18 protein-coding genes are annotated in these 18,534 nt (G+C 64.9%); 6 read left to right on the plus strand and 12 right to left on the minus strand.

The window, feature by feature from the left end; all coding sequences use genetic code 11:
• The first annotated feature begins 4 nt into the window (after nt 1-4).
• Together OIN59_RS21040 and OIN59_RS21045 are read left to right on the plus strand one after the other, a co-directional pair.
• Nucleotides 5-676, plus strand: coding sequence for an alpha/beta hydrolase (locus OIN59_RS21040; protein ID WP_274113541.1), 672 nt, complete (start codon nt 5-7; stop codon nt 674-676).
• 177 nt (nt 677-853) lie between these two features.
• Nucleotides 854-1,750: a DUF3014 domain-containing protein gene (locus OIN59_RS21045; protein WP_274113543.1), complete on the plus strand. Its 897-nt coding sequence runs from the start codon at nt 854-856 to the stop codon at nt 1,748-1,750.
• A 31-nt stretch (nt 1,751-1,781) separates the two neighbouring features.
• On the opposite strand, the gene OIN59_RS21050 is transcribed toward OIN59_RS21045, so the two are convergent.
• Nucleotides 1,782-2,249 carry an Lrp/AsnC family transcriptional regulator gene (locus OIN59_RS21050; protein WP_274113545.1) on the minus strand — a complete coding sequence of 156 codons (468 nt, stop codon included), beginning with the start codon at nt 2,247-2,249 and terminating at the stop codon, nt 1,782-1,784.
• Between the two features lie 145 nt (nt 2,250-2,394).
• Between OIN59_RS21050 and OIN59_RS21055 the strand changes: the two genes are divergently transcribed.
• On the plus strand, nt 2,395-3,678 hold the full coding sequence (locus tag OIN59_RS21055) for a methionine gamma-lyase (protein ID WP_274113547.1): 1,284 nt from the start codon (nt 2,395-2,397) through the stop codon (nt 3,676-3,678).
• Here OIN59_RS21055 and OIN59_RS21060 read toward each other — a convergent pair.
• Entirely contained in the window at nt 3,626-4,099 is a 474-nt protein-coding gene (locus OIN59_RS21060; protein ID WP_274113549.1) for an Lrp/AsnC family transcriptional regulator, read from the minus strand. The genes OIN59_RS21055 and OIN59_RS21060 overlap by 53 nt on opposite strands.
• A gap of 103 nt (nt 4,100-4,202) precedes the next feature.
• Between OIN59_RS21060 and mdeB the strand changes: the two genes are divergently transcribed.
• The gene (mdeB, locus tag OIN59_RS21065; RefSeq protein WP_274113551.1) at nt 4,203-6,869 is read left to right on the plus strand and encodes an alpha-ketoglutarate dehydrogenase; all 2,667 of its coding nucleotides are present in this window, start codon (nt 4,203-4,205) and stop codon (nt 6,867-6,869) included.
• Between the two features lie 98 nt (nt 6,870-6,967).
• Here mdeB and OIN59_RS21070 read toward each other — a convergent pair whose 3' ends face one another.
• Nucleotides 6,968-8,968, minus strand: a complete 2,001-nt coding sequence (locus OIN59_RS21070) for an NHL repeat-containing protein (RefSeq protein ID WP_274113553.1) — start codon at nt 8,966-8,968, stop codon at nt 6,968-6,970.
• Nucleotides 8,969-9,418: 450 nt separating this feature from the next.
• Entirely contained in the window at nt 9,419-10,075 is a 657-nt protein-coding gene (locus tag OIN59_RS21075) for a TetR/AcrR family transcriptional regulator (protein ID WP_274113555.1), read from the minus strand.
• 121 nt (nt 10,076-10,196) lie between these two features.
• On the opposite strand from OIN59_RS21075, the gene OIN59_RS21080 reads away from it, so the two are divergent.
• Nucleotides 10,197-10,724: a DoxX family protein gene (locus OIN59_RS21080; protein WP_274113557.1), complete on the plus strand. Its 528-nt coding sequence runs from the start codon at nt 10,197-10,199 to the stop codon at nt 10,722-10,724.
• Between the two features lie 260 nt (nt 10,725-10,984).
• Complete coding sequence (locus OIN59_RS21085; protein WP_274113559.1) at nt 10,985-11,218, plus strand: hypothetical protein; 234 nt, start codon at nt 10,985-10,987, stop codon at nt 11,216-11,218.
• Between the two features lie 36 nt (nt 11,219-11,254).
• Here the strand turns inward: OIN59_RS21085 and OIN59_RS21090 are convergent, their stop codons facing one another.
• From OIN59_RS21090 to OIN59_RS21125, 8 genes are all read right to left on the minus strand, one after another.
• The gene (locus tag OIN59_RS21090; protein ID WP_274113561.1) at nt 11,255-12,229 is read right to left on the minus strand and encodes a threo-3-hydroxy-L-aspartate ammonia-lyase; all 975 of its coding nucleotides are present in this window, start codon (nt 12,227-12,229) and stop codon (nt 11,255-11,257) included.
• Nucleotides 12,230-12,298: 69 nt separating this feature from the next.
• Complete coding sequence (locus tag OIN59_RS21095) at nt 12,299-12,976, minus strand: helix-turn-helix transcriptional regulator (RefSeq protein WP_274113563.1); 678 nt, start codon at nt 12,974-12,976, stop codon at nt 12,299-12,301.
• A 141-nt stretch (nt 12,977-13,117) separates the two neighbouring features.
• Nucleotides 13,118-13,948, minus strand: a complete 831-nt coding sequence (locus tag OIN59_RS21100; protein WP_274113565.1) for a M90 family metallopeptidase — start codon at nt 13,946-13,948, stop codon at nt 13,118-13,120.
• A 34-nt stretch (nt 13,949-13,982) separates the two neighbouring features.
• Nucleotides 13,983-14,774, minus strand: coding sequence for a UDP-2,3-diacylglucosamine diphosphatase (locus tag OIN59_RS21105; protein WP_274113567.1), 792 nt, complete (start codon nt 14,772-14,774; stop codon nt 13,983-13,985).
• A 15-nt stretch (nt 14,775-14,789) separates the two neighbouring features.
• Nucleotides 14,790-15,296, minus strand: coding sequence for a peptidylprolyl isomerase (locus OIN59_RS21110; RefSeq protein WP_274113569.1), 507 nt, complete (start codon nt 15,294-15,296; stop codon nt 14,790-14,792).
• A gap of 30 nt (nt 15,297-15,326) precedes the next feature.
• Nucleotides 15,327-15,908, minus strand: a complete 582-nt coding sequence (locus OIN59_RS21115; RefSeq protein ID WP_274113571.1) for a peptidylprolyl isomerase — start codon at nt 15,906-15,908, stop codon at nt 15,327-15,329.
• Nucleotides 15,905-17,203, minus strand: a complete 1,299-nt coding sequence (locus OIN59_RS21120; RefSeq protein ID WP_274113573.1) for a L,D-transpeptidase family protein — start codon at nt 17,201-17,203, stop codon at nt 15,905-15,907. The genes OIN59_RS21115 and OIN59_RS21120 overlap by 4 nt, the downstream gene beginning before the upstream one ends.
• 79 nt (nt 17,204-17,282) lie before the next feature.
• On the minus strand, nt 17,283-18,335 hold the full coding sequence (locus OIN59_RS21125) for a nuclear transport factor 2 family protein (protein ID WP_274113575.1): 1,053 nt from the start codon (nt 18,333-18,335) through the stop codon (nt 17,283-17,285).
• Between the last annotated feature and the right edge of the window lie 199 nt (nt 18,336-18,534).

An 18,534-nucleotide genomic window follows, 5' to 3' on the forward strand; every position in this document is an offset into this window, starting at 1 on the left:
ACATATGCTTACCTTGCCGCTCACATTTTTGCAGCGCCCCGCTGCCGCCACCACGCCCCGCCCCTGGCTGCTGGTGCTGATGCATGGCGTGGGCAGCAACGAGCAAGACCTGTTCAGCCTGGCATCGCAGATCCCGGACCGGTTTCATGTGCTGAGCCTGCGAGCGCCGTTTCGCATGGGGCCGGGTTCGCACGCGTGGTTTGATTTTTCCATCGAGCCGAGCGGCGAGCGCTCCATCAACGAAGAGCAGGAGGCGCAAAGCCGCGCCTTGGTGGCCCAGGTGGTCGAATCTGCCGCCGAGCAACTGGGCATTCCGCCCGAGCGCGTGGTGGTGGGCGGCTTCAGCCAGGGCGGCATCATGGCGCTGTCGCTGCTGCTGACCAAGCCTGCGTTGATGCATGCAGGCCTGGTGTGGCACAGCCGCCTGCTGTCCCAGGTGGTGCCGCTCACAGCGCCCGCCGATGCGCTGCGCGGCAAGCAGCTGTGGCTGAGCCACGGTACCCACGACAACGTGATCCCACTGGCCCATGCCCAGGCCATTGCGCACCACATGGCGCCGCTGCCGGTGACGGTGACGTACCGCGAGTTCCCGAGCGCGCACGAAATTCGCCCGTCCGAGCTGGCGGCCACGGTAGCTTGGCTGGAGTCGTTGTCTACGACACCGACGGCGTTTTAAGCGCGGTTGCCCACGCACGCTGCCCCGGTACTGGCTGCATTGCGTTGCCGGGAGGGCACGGCGTACGGTTGTCCCATCGGGCAGCCCCATGCGGGGCTGGGACTGCGGGGATTGTTAGGGAACGCTTGACGTCGTGGCGGCTCGGACCAGGGTTGTTTCTGTGTTGAAGGAGACCTGATGCCTGATCAAGACACTGCCGAGTTCCGCCCCGCGCCAGAGCGCACATCCCCCACGCCCTGGATCACGCTTGCCGCGCTGGTGTGCGCCATGGCTGCTGGCGCTGCGTGGTGGTTCTGGCTGCGGCCAGTGGCGCCTGCTGCAGCGCCCGCCCCTGTAGCTGCAGCCCCCGAGGCGCTGGTAGCGCCGCCCCCCGCACCCGAGGCGTCGGGCCCCCAGAACCTGATAGATGCGCTGGCGCCGCCCGACGCCGCATTGCCCGCGCTGGCCGAGTCCGACAAGCGTGTGACGGAACTGCTGGCCGAATTGCTGGGCCGCGACCAGCTCACCATGTTTGTGTTGACCGATGGATTCGTCCGCCGCGTGGTGGCCACCGTGGACAACCTGGGCCGTGCCCACGCGCCCTCACGCATGTGGCCCGTGCAGCCCACGCCGCAGCGGTTTGTGGTGGACGGCACTGGCGACGCGCCCACCACCGTCGCGGCCGCCAATGCCGCACGCTACAGCGCTTTCTTGGCGTTTGCCGAGGCCGTACCGATGGAGCCCGCCGTGGCGTTGTACGCGCGGCTGTACCCGCTGTTTCAGCAGGCGTATGAGGAGCTGGGCTACCCCAAGCGCTACTTCAACGACCGGCTGGTGGCCGTGCTGGACCAGCTGTTGCTGGCGCCTGAGCCTCGGGGCCCGCTGCAGGTCAAGCTCACGCCAGTGAACACCGAGGTGCCCAACCTGCGCCCTTGGGTGCGCTACGAGTATGCAGACCCGGCGCTTGAAGCGCTGCCGAGCGGTCAGAAGATCCTGCTGCGCATGGGCCCCGCCAACGAGGCACGGGCCAAGGCACTGATCCGCGAGCTGCGCAAGCGTGTGGCGACTGGCGAGCTGCACCTCCCGCCGCGCTGAAGGGGTGGAGCGGTGGCTGCCGCGCAGCGGGCTACAGCGGCAGCGCCATGGTGCGCTTGACCTCCTTGAGCGAAAAACTCGTCGAAATCTCGCGCACCCCCGGCAGGCTGCGCACATGGGTGCGCACGTATTCGGCAAACGATTCCAGGTCGGCCGCCACCACTTCCAGCTGGTAGTCATACCGGCCCGAGAGGTTGTGGCACGACAGCACCTGAGGCATGGCCATCACCTCGCGCTCCAGGGCCGTGGTGGTCTCTGCCGTGTGGTCGTGCAGCGCCAGCTGCACAAAGCCCAGCACGCCCCAGCCCACGCGCTGGCGGTGCAGGTGGGCGTGGTAGCCCGCAATCACTCCGGCTTCTTCCAGCGCCCGCACCCGCCGCCAGCAGGGCGAGGTGGACAGCGACACCGCCTCGGCCAGGTCGCCCACGGTGGCGCGGCCATCGCGCTGCAGGGCGTTGAGCAGGGTGCGGTCCACAGGGTCGAGCGGGTAGGGGTGCATGGTGTCTTGCAGAGTGATTGGGGCAAATTTTGCCCTTGTGTTTGAATTTTTGGGCAAAGAAGGCGAAATTTTGCCCGCCAATGGGGACAAGAATCTCCGCATCCGACCCTCACCTTGTCTGTGGTCGGCCCACCAGGAGACACGCATGACCCGCACCACTGACCTCAGCCCCGCCACCGGCTTCAGCACCCGCGCCATCCACCACGGCTACAACCCCGCCGACCACCAGGGCGCACTGGTGCCGCCCATCCACACCTCGGCCACCTACGCCTTTCCGGACGTGGCCTATGGCGCGCGCTGCTTTGCGGGCCAGGAGCCGGGCTACTTCTACACCCGAATCGCCAACCCCACGCTGGCGCTGCTCGAAGGGCGGCTCGCAGCGCTGGAAGAGGGCGCTGGCGCCGTGGTGTTCGGTTCGGGCATGGGCGCTATCACGGCCACGCTGTGGTCCATGCTGGAGCCGGGCGACGAGATCCTGGCCGACCTCACGCTCTATGGCTGCACCTTCTCGTTTTTGCACCATGGCCTGGGCCGCTTTGGCGTGACGGTGCGCCATGTGGACATGACAGACCCTGCCCGCGTGGCCGAGGCGCTGACCTCCAAGACCCGCGTGGTGTACCTGGAAACCCCCGCCAACCCCAACATGCGGCTGGTGGACATTGCCGCCGTTTCGGCCCTGGCCCGCGCCAAAGGGGCAAAGGTGGTGGTGGACAACACCTACTGCACCCCTTACCTGCAGCAGCCCCTGCTGCTGGGTGCCGATGTGAGCGTGCATTCCATGACGAAGTACCTCGGCGGCCATGGTGACCTGACCGCAGGCGCGGCCGTGTTTGCCGATGCCGAACTGGCCCAGCGCGTGCGCCTGTACGGCCTCAAGGACATGACCGGCGCCGTGATGTCGGCACAAGACGCCCACCTGGTGATGCGTGGCCTGAAGACCCTGGCCCTGCGCATGGACCGCCACTGCCAGAGTGCGCAGAAGGTGGCCGAATTCATCGCCGCCCACCCCGCTGCGGCGGCCGTGCACTACCCCGGCCTGCCCAGCTTTGCGCAGCATGCGCTGGCCAAGCAGCAGATGCGCCAGATGGGCGGCATGATCGCTTTTGAGCTGCGCGGCGGCCTGCAGGCGGGCGTGCGCTTCATGGACGCATTGCAGCTCGTCACCCGCGCCGTGAGCCTGGGTGATGCCGAGACGCTGGCCCAGCACCCGGCCAGCATGACGCATTCCACCTACACGCCCGAGCAGCGTGCCGCGCACGGTATCCCGGAAGGTCTGGTGCGCCTGTCGGTCGGCCTGGAGGACCTGGATGACCTGCTGGCCGATATTGGCCAGGCACTGGACCTGGTGCAGGCGCTGGATTTCAAGGCCGAGCCCACTATGGGGAAGACTGCGGCAGCGGCAGCGCCGTCTTATAACGCACCTGCTTGAGCGCGAAGCTGGAGCGGATCTTCTCGAGCCCCGGAATGGGGGAAAGCTGTTCGACGATGAACCGCTCCAGCGCCGCAATGTCGGGCAGTGCCACGCGGATGAGGTAGTCCGAGTCGCCGCTCATCAGATAGCACTCCATCACCTCATCGTGCTCTGCAATGCGTTGTTCAAAGTCGGCCAGTGCTTCCTTGCTCTGGCTTTTCAGGCTGATGCTGATGAACACGTTTAGTCCCAGCCCCAGTGCGGCGGCGTTGGCCAGCGCCACATAACGGGCGATGACGCCCGCAGCCTCCAGTGCTTTCACGCGTGCCAGGCAGGGCGACGGCGAGAGATGCACGCGCCGGGCCAGCTCCACGTTGGAGAGCGAGCCATCGGCCTGCAGTTCGGCGAGTATGCGCAGATCGGTGGTGTCAAGCTTCATGTGCTGTCATATCGGTTTTTGGCGGAATATTGTGCTGCTAAAAGTGATTGATCTTCGTGATTCGGCATCACATTTTTTGCAAATCCTTCTAGAGTGTGCTCCTATGAACGCCCCATTGCCTTCCCATCTGCTCCACACCCAGGATGCCCTGGCCGACACTGACCCCCAGGAGACCGCCGAATGGCGCGACGCCTTTCTGGCCCTGGTCGCCACCCAAGGCCCCGAGCGGGCGCGGCACATGCTGCAGGAGCTGGTGCGGGTGGCGCGCGCGCAGCGCATAGGCTGGCAGCCGGACCTGAACACGCCGTATGTGAACACGGTGGCGGTGCAGGACCAGCCCGTCTTCCCCGGCGACCTTGCCATCGAGGAGCGCGTGGCCTCCATCGTGCGCTGGAATGCACTGGCCATGGTGGTGCGGGCCAACCAGGCCTATGGCGAGCTGGGTGGCCACATCGCGAGCTACGCCAGCGCGGCGGATCTTTTCGAAAGCGGCTTCAACCACTTCTTCCGTGCCCGCGAGGGGCTGGGCGAGGGGCAACACCGGGGCGATCTGGTGTTCTTCCAGCCACACAGCGCGCCGGGTGTGTATGCGCGGGCTTTTCTGGAAGGGCGTTTGTCCGAGCTGGACCTGCAGCACTACCGCCAGGAGCTGACGGCGCCGGGCGCAGGCGCACAAGGCCTGTCGAGCTACCCACACCCCTGGCTGATGCCGGACTTCTGGCAGTTCCCGACCGGCTCCATGGGCATCGGCCCCATCAGCAGCATCTACCACGCGCGTTTCATGCGCTACCTCACGCACCGCAACCTGCTGAACTGCGAGGGGCGCAAGGTGTGGGGCGTGTTTGGCGACGGTGAGATGGACGAGCCCGAATCCATGAGCGCCCTGACCCTGGCCGCGCGCGAGGGGCTCGACAACCTGGTCTGGGTGGTCAACTGCAACCTGCAGCGGCTGGACGGCCCGGTGCGCGGCAATGGCCGCATCATCGACGAGCTGGAGCGCCTGTTCGCCGGTGCGGGCTGGAATGTGGTCAAGCTGGTGTGGGGTAGCGACTGGGACGGCCTGTTCGCCCGCGACCTGACCGGCGCGCTGGTGCGTACGCTGCAAGGCACGGTGGATGGGCAAATGCAGACCTTTGCGGCCAAGGACGGCCGCTTCAACCGCGACAACTTCTTCGGCCAGAACCCCGAGCTGGCGGCCCTGGCACAGGGCATGACGGACGAGCAGATCGATCGCCTCAAGCGCGGCGGGCACGACCTGGTGAAGATCCATGCCGCGTATGCCGCAGCCAGCGCGCACAAGGGCCAGCCCACCGTCATCCTGGCCCACACCAAAAAGGGCTATGGCATGGGCACCGCAGGGCAGGGCAAGATGACCACGCACAGCCAGAAGAAGCTGGACGAGACCGACCTCATCGAATTTCGCAACCGCTTCAACCTGCCGCTCACCGACCAGCAGGCGACCAGCCTCGCCTTCTTCAAGCCTGCGGAGGACAGCCCCGAGATGCGCTACCTGCGCAGCCACCGCGACGCGCTGGGCGGCTACCTGCCACGCCGCGAGACCACCTGCGCCGCGCTGCCCGTGCCTGCCATAGAAAGCTATGCGCAGTTCGCGCTGCAGGCTGACGGCAAGGAGATGAGCACCACCATGGCCTTCGTGCGCATGCTGGGCAGCTTGCTCAAGGACGCCTCCCTGGGCCCGCGCATCGTGCCCATCGTGGCCGACGAGGCGCGCACCTTTGGCATGGCCAACTTGTTCAAGCAGGTCGGCATCTACAGCAGCGTGGGCCAGCGCTATGCGCCCGAGGACATCGGCTCGGTGCTGAGCTACCGCGAGGCGCTGGACGGCCAGATCCTGGAAGAGGGCATCAGCGAGGCTGGCGCCATCGCCAGTTGGACGGCTGCCGCCACCAGCTACAGCGTGCACGGCCTGGCGATGCTGCCGTTCTATATCTACTACTCCATGTTCGGCTTTCAGCGCGTGGGCGACGCCATCTGGGCAGCGGCGGACCAGCGCGCGCGGGGCTTTTTGCTGGGGGCTACGTCGGGCCGTACCACGCTGGGCGGCGAGGGCTTGCAGCACCAGGACGGCAGCAGCCACCTGGTGGCCGCCACCATCCCCAACTGCAAGGCCTACGACCCGGCCTACGCGGGCGAAATGGCCGTCATCATCGACGCCGGCATGCGCGAGATGGTGACCGAGCAGCGCGACGTTTTCTACTACGTCACTCTGATGAACGAGAACTACGCGCAGCCTGATCTGCCTGCTGATGCGGCAGACGGGGTCTTGCGTGGTTGCTATGTTTTCAGGAGCTATCAGGGCAATGTGGACGCGCGCAAGGGCCTGATTTATTCTCAAAGTTCCGTCACCCTGATGGGTTCCGGCGCCATCCTGACCGAAGTGGTCAAGGCCGCAGAACAACTCGCCATCGAAGGCGTGGATGTGACCGTGCTCAGCGTCACCAGCTGGAGCGAACTGGCCCGCGACGGCGTGGCCTGCGAACAGAGCGCGCTGGCGGGTGAAGAAGGGGTTGACCCCGGCACCCCCTGGCTTGCCGCCCAACTGGCCGCCACCAGCGGGCCCGTGGTGGCCGCCACCGACTACGTGCGCGCCGTGCCCGAGACCGTGCGCGCGTTCATCCCCGAAGGGCGCAAGTACATCACCCTGGGCACCGACGGCTTTGGCCGCAGCGACACGCGGGCGGCGCTGCGGGAGTTCTTTGGGGTGGATGCTGCACACATTGCGCGCGTGGCGCGGGCCGGGCTGCGGTAGCAGCGGTCCAGGCGGCATCCCGCAAGCGAAACAAAGAAGCCCCCAGACGCCATTCGATGGCATGGCGTCCGGGGGCTTTTGGTCTTACGTCTTTTCCGTCAGGGGAGCTTGACCTGCAGCACTGCGTTCGGGACGGTGATGTACATCATCGAATCACGTACGGCAATGCCCGCTGGGCTGTTAATCATGCCAGGCAGATCGCCCGCCGCAAATCCTTGGCGCCACGCCTGCCCCACGGGGGTGGTGACTCGACCATCCGGCGCAATCTTGCGGATGACATGGTTGATGGGGTCGGAGACATACACGTTGCCCTTGCTGTCCGCCGCGATACTGGCTCTCAGGTCGGTGGACACAATGGGTGTTTGATCAACAGTGAACACAGCGCCAGTTCCTGAGCCGTCTGAATATCCTGGTGCGGCAGCGGGATTGCCAGCCAGAGTACTCACCAGCCCAGATGGCGTGATCTTGCGGATAGTGGGTCCAACCCTGTAATTGTCATAAAAAAGACCATCCACTACGTAGATGTTGCCAGCCGCATCCGTGGCCATGTTGCCCAGCCCCGCAAACCTCGCTGCCGTCCCTTGTCCGTCCATGTGTCCCGTTGTTCCTGCATTGCCTGCAAACAGTGTGACTTCTCCTTTGGTATCGACCTTGAAGATGGCGCCATCGAAAGTGGACACGTAGACGTTGCCAATGCTGTCGGCGGCAATACTGCTGATGCTCTTCCAAAGGATGCTGGTCGGATTGTTCAGGAACGGAGTGAGGTCCGCCAGGACCACGACTTCGCAGTTCCTCATCTTGAGTACGCGTTGGCCCACGATTGAGTACAGATTGCCTGCCCCATCGGTTGCGAGGGGGCCGTAGTAGTTGGACAACATTTCTACGCTCAGACCCGAGACGGCTGTGCAGTGTCCATCTGGTTTGCCCAGCGTGCGCACCAGACCGTCAGCTTGCACTGTACGGATGGTGCTATAGCCGTTGTCGCCTTTGTCACGCACATACAGCGCGCCGGCTGGGTTGAGTGCCAGTGATCCGGGCGTGTCGAAGCGCGCGCTGCTGCCTTGGCCATCGTTTGCGCCTTCTGCTGTCGGTCGACCCACGACCACGGTGGATGCACCCTGCTGCGTGTAGCTACGCAATTGCGCGTACCTGGCGACTGTGAAGGGGCGTGTGCCGATTTCGTTCACGAGGAATTGGCCGTCGGCCTTGACCACCATCTGGGTTGCAGTGCACAAGGTGCCGGGAGCATTGTGGGTGCTGCAGGACTGGGCGCGAACCAAGGTCGTGACGCTTCCGTCGCTGCCAATCCTGCGGATTGCGGGTTGGTAGTCGATGCGGTCCAGAACAAAGAGGCGATCCGAAGAGTCGAACGCAATAGTCTTTAGCTCGGAGAACTGTGCAGTAGCAGCGCCTCCGTCTGTGCCACCTTGGTTGCGAGGTCCCACCGTGCCAGACAATACTGTGGCTTGGCCATCTGCTGCGTACTTGCGGATCACATGGTCGTTCGGGTCAGCCACGTGGAGGGTTCCGGTTGAATCTATGGCCAAGTGCACAGGGTTGTAGACGTCGACCGTCACAGGGCCAGAAATGCCTAGCGCGGTAGGGTACGTGCTGGCCTTGCTGGTGAGCGTGCTGACCTGACCTGCAGGGGTGATCTTGCGGATGGGGTTTGCCAGCGATGAGTGCGATTTTTCTTCGAGTTTTACTTCCGACACATACACGTTGCCCGCTTTGTCCACTGCAATGCCCGTAGGCCTGCAGAAGGTGGCTGAGTTGCCTGCGCCATCCTGGTTCCCGCAAACGCCGACTTTGCCAGCCAGGGTGGTCACTGTTCCCGATGCACTGATCTTGCGCACCAAGTGGTTCCAGGTATCGGCCACATAGGTGTTGCCTGCCGCATCCACTGCGACGGCATTTGGTTTGTCGAACCTCGCAGAAGATCCGTCGCCGTCGGCGTAATTCGGGGGTTGACGGCCGGGGGCCATGTCGACCCCACTGCCGGCCAGGGTGCTGAGTTGTTCGTGGTTGGCACTGAGTTTTCGGATTCGGTTGTTGCCGCTATCTGTAATGACCACTTCGCCTGCACTGGTCAGTGCCATTCCACCCAAATTGGTGCTCAAGCGCGCCGATGTACTGGTAGGTCCATCCTGATTGCCAGGCCCGTCGGTATTGCCAGCAAGGAGTGAGAGCGTGGTAGTTGGCGCCGGTGCGGGTGGAGGGGGCGCAGGTGTCTCAGCCGAGCCGCCAGAGCCACCTCCGCACGCGGTGACCATCGGTGCAACGAGTGCGGCCAGAAGGCTGATGCGTCGCAGTCGTTCATTGAATGCAGTGTTTGACATGAATCTCCCTCGGAACGGTGTTGGTTGTTGCGCATGGGTTGCGACGCAAAGAGTTTATGTAGGCGGCATGTACTTTTACTGAGTGGTAACTCACTGTTACCGTGCACAAAGACATACGCACCAACATGCTCTGCCTGCATCCCCACAGCCCGCGTGTCGGCGCATTTCGGTACGGTCTGGCAAGGCGGCGGGGTACCTGCCGCAGTGGGTTCACGAAGCGTCGCCGGGCACCATGCCCTGCACAAGCACTCCCAGCACTTCGCGCGCCTGCCGAGTGGCTGCTTCGTCTGGCCACTGTGCAACGGCATTGGTGGAGGCATCCGAATTGACGTCTGCACCGGGGTGCAGGCCCAGCAGGTGTCCGCCTTGCAGCAGCGCCAGGCCGTGGACCATGGCCCAGCATGCGTGGGCCAGTGCGCGGGGGTCGCCTGTGCGGAAGCTGCCGTGCTGCTGGCCCTCGGCCACCAGGGTCTGCAGGTCGTTGAACAGATCGGCCGCTACGGCGCGCAGGCGCGGTGGCGCGGTGGCCCGGGCTGCCGCGCCGAACATATGGGCCAGTTGCCGGGGGTGCTGGCGCCCGAATTGCACATAGGCCAGACCGCTGGCCAGCAGCCGGTCTGGGCTGCCCTGGGCAGCCGCTACCGCCTCGCGGCTGGCCTGGCGCAGGGCCTCAAAGCCTTGTTCGGCCATGGCGTCCAGCAGGGCCTGCTTGTCGGCAAAGTGGCGGTAGGCCGCTGTGTGCGAGACCCCCACCGCCTTGGCCATCTCACGCATCGACAGGCCGTCGAGCCCGGCGCCTTCCAGCTGCTCCAGCGCGTAGGCCAGCAGGGTGCTTTTGAGGTCGCCGTGGTGGTAGGGGCTTGTCATGAATAGGCGTTGGTGGACACAAAAAGTGCAGAAAAAGAAAACGACAAGAAAACACTGAATGTTGACGGTGGAAACTTTAACACCCTAGAATGTTTCCATTGTTAACATCAAGGTGTCTGCCATGAGCTTTCTGCTGTTGATCATGGGTGCCAGTGCGCTGGCGTGGGTGGTGTGTCGGCTGGCGGGGGGGCGCCCCGGCCTGCAGTGGGCCATGCGCTGGGGCATGGGCCTGGGTTTTGTGTTCACGGGGGTGGACCATTTTGTGAACGCGCAACTGCGCTATGTGCCCATGATTCCCGACCTGCTGGCGGCGCAGGCGCTGTTCTGGGTGTATCTGACGGGTGTGGCCGAACTGGCCGGGGGGTTAGGACTGCTGGCGCCCCAGCGTCTCCTGGATCGCCTGGGGATGCCGCGCCTGCACAAGTTGGCTGGACTGGGGCTGGCGGTGCTGCTGGTGTGTGTGGTGGTGGCCAACGTCCATGTGGCGCAGCAGGGCCAGCAGGTACATGGCCTGCCGTTTGGCGCCTGGTACTACTGGGTGCGGCCTTTGCTGCAGCCGGTGTTCGTCGTGTGGGCGCTGTATTGCTCTGGCGTCTGGGCGGGGTTTGCGCGGGAGGCTGTGGCCGCCAGTGGGGGAGGGGGACGTTAGGGCCGTTTCTCCACATCGGGCGAAGATGGATACGGGGCGGTGAACTTAGCCCTTGCGTGATTTTTACGCTATATATTTAATAGCTATCAATGAAATTTGGATGGGCGAAAAAGGCTGTTTTGGCTCCAATTTTTGTCACCATGCGCTTGTGCCCCCGGCCACCGGGCGACCCCACCTGCCTCCCCTAGGGTCGAACACATTGCCCAGCCTGTAACAGCTTCCTAGAATGGGTTGTAACCGAGCAACTGCTGGAGGGCGCCATGGCACATGTCAGCTGGGACAACAACCTGCCTACCACCTGGACTGCGATGGTGGACGGCAAGGCCATCTGCTCCATCAAGCGCAAGGACATCGGGGGGTGGACAGCTGCCTGGGCAGACGATCGCCTGTGGCCGGTGCCCGCCCATTTGCCCAAGGCGATGCCCCAACCCACGCGGTTTTTCAGCGGCCTGGAAGAAGCCCAGGCTGCTGTGGAGCAAGCCCTGTCGGCGTGATAGTTTTTCCATTCGCATGGGCTGGGCAGCCGCCCCTTACCTTCCCACCAAGGCGCAAAACTGCGCCAGGTCCACGTTGCCGCCACTGATGAGCACGCCCACGCGCTGACCCTTGAGGTCGCCCTGCATGGCCCGCGCTGCGGCAAAACCCAGGCAACCGGTGGGCTCCACCACCAGCTTCATGCGCTCGGCAAAAAAACGCATACCGTCCACCAGCTGTTCGTCTGTCACCGTGAGGATGTCATCCACGTCGCGCTGGATGATGGGGAAGGTGATGTTGCCCAGGTGCTGCGTCTGCGCGCCGTCGGCAATGGTGGTGGGGGTGTCGATGTGCACGATGGTGCCACTGCGAAACGACTGCTGACCGTCGTTGCCCGCTGCGGGCTCCACGCCGTAGAGCTTGGTCTGGGGTGAGAGAGCGCGCGTGGCCAGGGCCGAACCCGACAGCAGCCCGCCGCCGCCCAGGCACACAAAGAACGCATCGAGCGGGCCGACTTCCTCGAACAGCTCCTTGGCGGCCGTGCCCTGGCCCGCCAGCACATCGGCATGGTCATAGGGCGGGATCAGCGTGAGGCCATTCTGCTGCGCCAGGTCGCGGGTGATCTGCTCGCGGTCTTGTGTGTAGCGGTCGTAGAACACCACGGTGGCGCCATAGCCCTGCGTGGCCGCCACCTTGGCGGCGGGTGCGTCCTGCGGCATGACGATGGTGGCAGGGATACCCAGCTCACGCGCCGCCAGCGCGATACCTTGCGCGTGGTTGCCCGAGGAGAACGCGACCACCCCGGCCTTGCGCTGCGCAGGGCTGAATTTGGCGAGCGCGTTGTAGGCCCCGCGGAACTTGAATGCGCCCATGCGCTGCAGGTTTTCGCACTTGAAGAACACCTGGGCACCGAATTCTTCGTTGATGGTGCGCGAGGTGAGCACCGGTGTGCGATGCGCCACGCCCGCAATGCGACCAGCGGCGGCCACTACGTCGGCATAGGTGGGGAGGGCGGAGAGGGCTGGGTTCATGGTGAAGTCCGGGCGGGAAGTGGAAAGGTCCGATGTGTCGGGTGCGGAGGGCCGTGTTGTGGGGCCGTGTCATTTCACGTCGCCATACACCGTGGCACGCGACACTCCCAGGTGCTGCGCCACCACCTCCATGGCGCGGCGCACCTCCAGGCTGCCCGATGCCTTGAGCTCGCGCAGCAACGCGCGCCGCTCGGCCGCCTTGAGGGCGCGTGGCGCGGAAGACAGGCGTGCCGCGAACTGGTCGATGCGCTGGCGGATGGCTTCGGCCCCGGCGGGGTCTAGCGATTCCTTGAGCCCCGTGTTGCCGTCCGTGGCGGTGAACTGACCCACCACGCTCTGCAGGCTGCGAAACAGGGTGAGGTCCACGTTCAGGCACAGCGCGGCGATGTAGTGGCCCGATGCGTCCTTGATGCCCACCGAGGTGCTCTTGGCAGGGCGTCCGTCAGCGAACTGATTGGCGTAGTTGGCGACCACCTGCGGATAGTCCGGGTCCGCGATGCGTGTGAGCCCCATCTCGGTGGTGGGGTCGCCCACCATACGCCCTGACAGGTTGTTGTGGATGGTCAGGATGGAGTGCTTGGGGTCCAGCAGGTCGTGCACGACCACCTCGCAAAACGGCGCAAACGTGGCAGCCAGACCTTGGGCGACCTGCTCGATCTGGGTGAGCAGGGCCTTTTGCTCTGCGGTGCGCGTTGGAGTTTGTCGGCGAGTGCGGTGGCGGGCTGGCGCTGAGGCGTGTTCAGGCATGTCGGCAATTTATCCGGAGTTGGATAAATTGTCAAAATATAGATTTTTTGTCTTTTTTGTCATTTCATCCAACGCCCGGGCATGGGGGTTCCGGGGCGCTGCCTGAGATGAGTTTCGCTCGCCCTTTGTGGCAGAGCCCTATCAGCCCGCGTGGGGCGGGCGCTGGAAAAACGCATCCAGCACCGGCATCAGCCCCGGAAGCTCCTGTGCAAACCGCTCGCGGTTCACAAAGTAGGCCTCGCAGGCCACTGCAAAAAACTCGGACTGCGAGGTGGCGCCGTATGCGTCCAGCCAGGGGCGTTCGGCGCCAAAGCGCTCTGCGAGGATGATGCGTTCGCGGAACTGCTCGTAGGCGGGTTCCCATGCTGCCCACCACGCTTCGTATGCGGCGCGGCCGGTGCGTGTGCCCATGAAGCCTGCGGGCAAGGGCGGGCAGCCGTTGGGCTGGCCGTTTTTCATGTCGAGTTTGTGCACAAACTCGTGCACCACTACGTTATGGCCGCGTGCGGTGTTCTCAGTGGCGTTGGCGACATGTTGCCAGCTGAGCATGATGGGGCCGCGCTCCATGGCTTCGCCCAGCAGCACCTGGGCGTGTTCGTGCACCACGCCTGCCTCGTCCGTCGTTTGGCGGCGTGCTACGGCTTCGCCAGGGTGCAGCACGATGCCCACAAAATCGTCGTACCAGTCGAGCGCCTTGGCGGGGTCGCCCCAGTGCAGCAGGGGCAGGCAGGCCTGCGCGGCAATGTCGATGGCCATGGCGTCGGTCACCGTGAGGCCATGGGCGCCGTGGAATTCCTTGTGGTGCAAAAAGAGCGCGCTCAATACGCGCAGCTTGGCCTGGTCGTGCAGCGACAGCGCGGCCAGAAATGGGTAGCGCTGGATGGTCTGAAGCCACAAGGTGGCCGAGATATCGGGCACGGGGGCCACGGTAGCGCGCACACGGCGCCAGAGGCGGTTGAGCAAAGGGGGCATGGCGATCGGGCTGCGGGAGGTGGGCCCGCGCAGTTCATGACCGCTGGTACTTGGGGGCCAGGGGCGGCCGTTCCAAGCCCGCACTGGACAAACGCAGTGTTTCCAGCCGAGGGGGCAATGCGGCGGCGTCCCAGTCGCTCAGCACCACGCGCTGCAACCCTGGCGCCAGCGCATGGTCGGCGGGGCGGTGCGTGTGGCCGTGGATCAGGGTGTGGGCGCCTGCCGCACGCAACCAGGCAATGGCGGCGGGGCTGTCCACGTCGGCGTATGTGGCGCCCGACTGCTTGCGCGCTTCGCTCTCCTGGCGGATGCCACGTGCCTGCGCGCGGCGCGCTGCCAGCGGCTGTGCCAGAAACTGCTGCTGCCAGGCGGCACTGCGAGCTAGTATGCGAAAGCGCTGGTAGTCCACGTCGTCCAGGCACAGCAGATCGCCATGGCTCAGGACATAGCGCTGGCCGCCAAAGACCAGTACCGTGGGGTCTGCCAGCCCGGTGATGCCGCAGTCGGCCAGGAATACAGGGCCGGCCAGAAAATCGCGGTTGCCGTGCATGAAGTAAACCGGCATGCGCCGCGTGGCAGCCCGGATGAGGGCACAGCCCTGGGCCTCGAAGCTGCCAGGTTCGCCCATGGCATCGTCACCCACCCACACCTCGAACAGATCGCCCAGGATGAAGAGGGCGTCGGCCGTGGTGCTGTCCAGATACTGCTGGAATGCAGCCACCGTGGCCGGTTCGCTGGCCTGCAGGTGCAGGTCCGAAATGAATTCGACCGTGCGCCAGTGCGAGGGCGCTACAAGCTCCTCGAACGGGGGCACGGTCGTGGTCACGGGGCGGATGTCAGGTCAGAGGGCAACAGCCTTCTCGATGATCACGTCTTCCTTGGGCACGTCGTCGTGGAAGCCCTTGCGGCCCGTCTTCACGGCCTTGATCTTGTCGACCACGTCGGCGCCGCCAACCACCTTGCCGAACACGGCATAGCCCCAGCCCTGGGCCGAAGGCGCGGTGTGGTTCAGGAAACCGTTGTCGGCCACGTTGATGAAGAACTGGGCGGTGGCCGAGTGAGGGTCGCTGGTGCGGGCCATGGCCACGGTGTAGTTGGCGTTCTTCAGGCCGTTGTTGGCTTCGTTTTCGATGGGCGCATCGGTGCCCTTTTGGGTCATGCCGGGCTCAAAGCCGCCGCCTTGCACCATGAAGCCGGGGATCACGCGGTGGAAGATGGTGTTGTTGTAGTGGCCCTTGTTCACGTAGGCCAGGAAGTTCTCGACCGACTTGGGCGCTTTGGCGCTGTCGAGTTCGAGGGTGATGACACCGTAGCCGGTGATGTGCAGTTCGACTTGGGGGTTGCTCATGGCTGTCTTCTTTCAAAAAAATGGGCTGCTTCACTTCACCACGGTGGCGGAGTTGATGGTGATGGGGGTGGTGGGCACGTTCTGGTGGCCGCCCTTGTTGCCGGTGGCCACAGCCTTGATCTTGTCCACCACGGCGGTGCCTTCGACCACTTTGCCGAACACGGCGTAGCCGTGGCCATCAGGGTTGGGGGCATTGAGCATGGCGTTGTCCTTCACGTTGATGAAGAACTGCGAGGTGGCCGAGTCGGGGTTGCCGGTGCGGGCCATGGCGATGGTGTAGTTGTCGTTCTTGAGGCCGTTCTTGGCTTCGAGCGGGATGGGAGCCTTGGTGGGCTTTTGCTGCATGTCGGGGGTAAAGCCGCCGCCCTGGATCATGAAACCGTCGATCACGCGGTGGAACACGGTGCCGTCGTAGTGCTTGCTGTTCACGTAAGCCAGGAAGTTCTCGACCGTCTTGGGCGCCTTGGCGGCGTCAAGCTGCACGACGATGTCACCCATCGACGTGGCCAGCTTGACCTTGGGGGCATCCTGCGCCTGGGCGGTTGCTACTGAAAACATAGCTGTCAAGGCAATACTTGCCAGCGCTACAGCCGAATTTCTTCTGGAAATCATCCAATTACTCCTTCGAAAAAGATCTGCCATTGTTGGCCCCGGCGCGTCCAGTATTGGCGCTTGACAGGGCCCGTGCGGGCGCCTTCGGCGACTTCGCCGAACGTTACCACCATGGTGTCGGCCGAGTCCGTCCACCGCAGGTAAGACTTGTCCTTGAGCTGGAGTTCCCGGCCTTTGAGGGCGCGGGCCTCGGCTTGCAGCACCTGGGTCCATTCCTCCAGCGGCTTCTTGCGGTAGCTCTGGAAGTCGGGCGCATAAAAACCCAGTAGGCGCTTCATGTCGCCCTCGGTCTTGGCGGTGCGCCAGGCGTTGAGCACAGATTCGAACGACTTGCGGTCGGCCGCCACGCTGTGGGGTTGCACCCATTGCAACTGGCGCGCAATGACCACGGGGGTGGAGCGGGGCTCCACGGTGCGCAGGATGCGTTCGAGGTCGGGGTTGGCCAGCACCAGGCAACCGTCGGTGGCCAGTGGCGCGCGCGCGAACTGGTCGGGCGGGGTGCCATGCAGCCAGATGCCGCTGCCCGTCTTGCCTCGGCTCTGGTCCAGGGGGTTGGGGTAGTTGATGGGCAGGGCACCCGCGCCGTAGAAGTCCTTGAGCTTGGCCGGGTCCAGGCGGCTGGTGATGAAGTACACGCCCAGTGGGGTGCGCTGATCGCCCTCCACCTCTTTTTCGATGCCGAGCTTGCCCACGGAGGCGTAATAGTCGGCCACCAGCCGCAGGCCCTGGGACGTGTTTTCAAACAGGTACAGGCGCGAGCGTGAGGTGTCCACCGCAATCGCGTGGCGCGAGCGCGAGGACAGCTCCAGGAACTGCGCGGGGATGGCATTGGCAGGCGGGCGGCTGCGTTGCGCATCCACACGCTGGCGCGACTCGGTGCGCAATTCGGTCAGTGCCGCTGCTGCCTGGATGCTGCGGGCCGAGTCTGGCTCGGGGGCCACATCGCCCATATGCCGCAGCGGGCGGGTGCGCGACATGAGCAGGTCGCCCACGGCCAGTTGCGCCAGCTGGAAGTTGGGGTAATCGCGCGCCAGGCTTTCGGCTTGGGCCAGGGCCTCGCGGCCACGGCCTTCGGCCACCAGCTTGTAGACCGCCATGAGGCGCGCCTCTGCCTGGCCGTCGTGCAGCTCTGCGGGTGTGGATGCCACCGGGGGCGTGGTAGACGCAGCATGCGCGGCAGCCGCACGGCGTGCCTTGGCACCTTGCGGCATGGCCGGTGTGGCCAGTGACATGCCCGCCAGCAACAGCATCGCCGATGCTGCCCTGCGGCCTGTTGTGGTCAGGGGCACAAACATGCGAACCATCAATCAGCTGGACGTCAGGGCAAAAAAAAAGCCCGCGCGGAAGGCGCAGGCGCCGCATCGGGGGCCATGGTCAACCGCCTGTGGACTCGCGGACGATGGTCCAGCGGCCGTTGTTGTGGACGAGGTCCAGCGTCTTGCGGCTGCTCACATTGAGCGAGTCGGCGCTGTAGGCCTGGCGAAACCGGGCCGTGGCCTTGTCGCCCTGCACCGACACGGTCATGTCAGACAGTTTCACGTTGATCTTGGACTTGCCGACGATGCGCGCCTCGCGCTCTTTCTCCCAAGCCGCGCGGCCCTGGCGGCCAGGTGGGTCGAACGACTTGTCGTAGGCGCCCAGGTAACCCTTCATGTCTTTGGACGACCAGGCGGTAGCCCAGGCCTGCACGGCGGCGGTGACTGCTTGGGTGGATGCGTCGCTGGTAGCCGCGGGAGCCGGTGCAGCGGGAGCCGGGCTGGCCGCTGGGGCGGGGGCTGCGGCAGGTGCTGGCGCCGGAGCGGGGGCTGCAGGGGCCGGTGCTGGAGCTGGTGCCGGGCGCTGGGTCACCACCACGGCGGGCGCGGGCGCTGCGGCGGCAGGGCGACCGGTTTTGCTGCCGGGTTCGTTGGAGAACAGTTCGCGGATCAGCGCCAGCTTGGGCTTGACGGAGTTGGCGTTGTTGGCATCGAGCTGCAGAGCCTTGTTGTAGGCCTGGCTGGCCAGCTTGGCGTAGATGTCGCCCAGGTTCTCTTGCGCGGTGGCATAGCTGGGGTTGGTGCGGATCGCCATTTCCAGCGCAGTGCGGGCCTTGTCCAACTGGTTCTGGTTGGCGTACAGCACGGCGAGGTTGTTGTAGGGCTCGGGCAGCTCTGGGTACTCTTCGGTGAGCTTGGTGAAGGTGACGATGGCATCGGCCTGCTTGCCCGAATCCGTTTGGGCCACGCCGCGCAAAAAGCGCAGTTGCGGGTCACGCGGGTTGGCCGCCAGGCGCTGGTCGGCCTTGGTCAGCGCCTCGGCGGCCTTGCCAGCCTTGAGCAGTTGGGTGATGTCGGCATAGTCGTCCGCGTGGGCCACGCCCGTGCCCATCAGGGCGGTCAGTGCCAGCAGGCGCAGTAGGCGTGGGAGTGTGCGTCGGACTTGCTTCATGGGGGTACAAAGGAGTTGGGCGGCAGCCAGCCCGGGCGGGGGCTTATACTGCGGCGGATTGTAGCTGAGGGGGTTGTCATGACGGTACGCTGTTGCCGCTGGTGATTTTGCTGGACGCCCCTTGCCGGGCCGCCCCCTGCCAAGGGCTGAGGTCCGCTGCTGCCGGGTGAATCTTTATCTCTCACCCACCCCGTCAAGT

It is taken from the genome of Acidovorax benzenivorans (genome assembly GCF_028680575.1).
Taxonomy (GTDB): domain Bacteria; phylum Pseudomonadota; class Gammaproteobacteria; order Burkholderiales; family Burkholderiaceae_C; genus Acidovorax; species Acidovorax benzenivorans.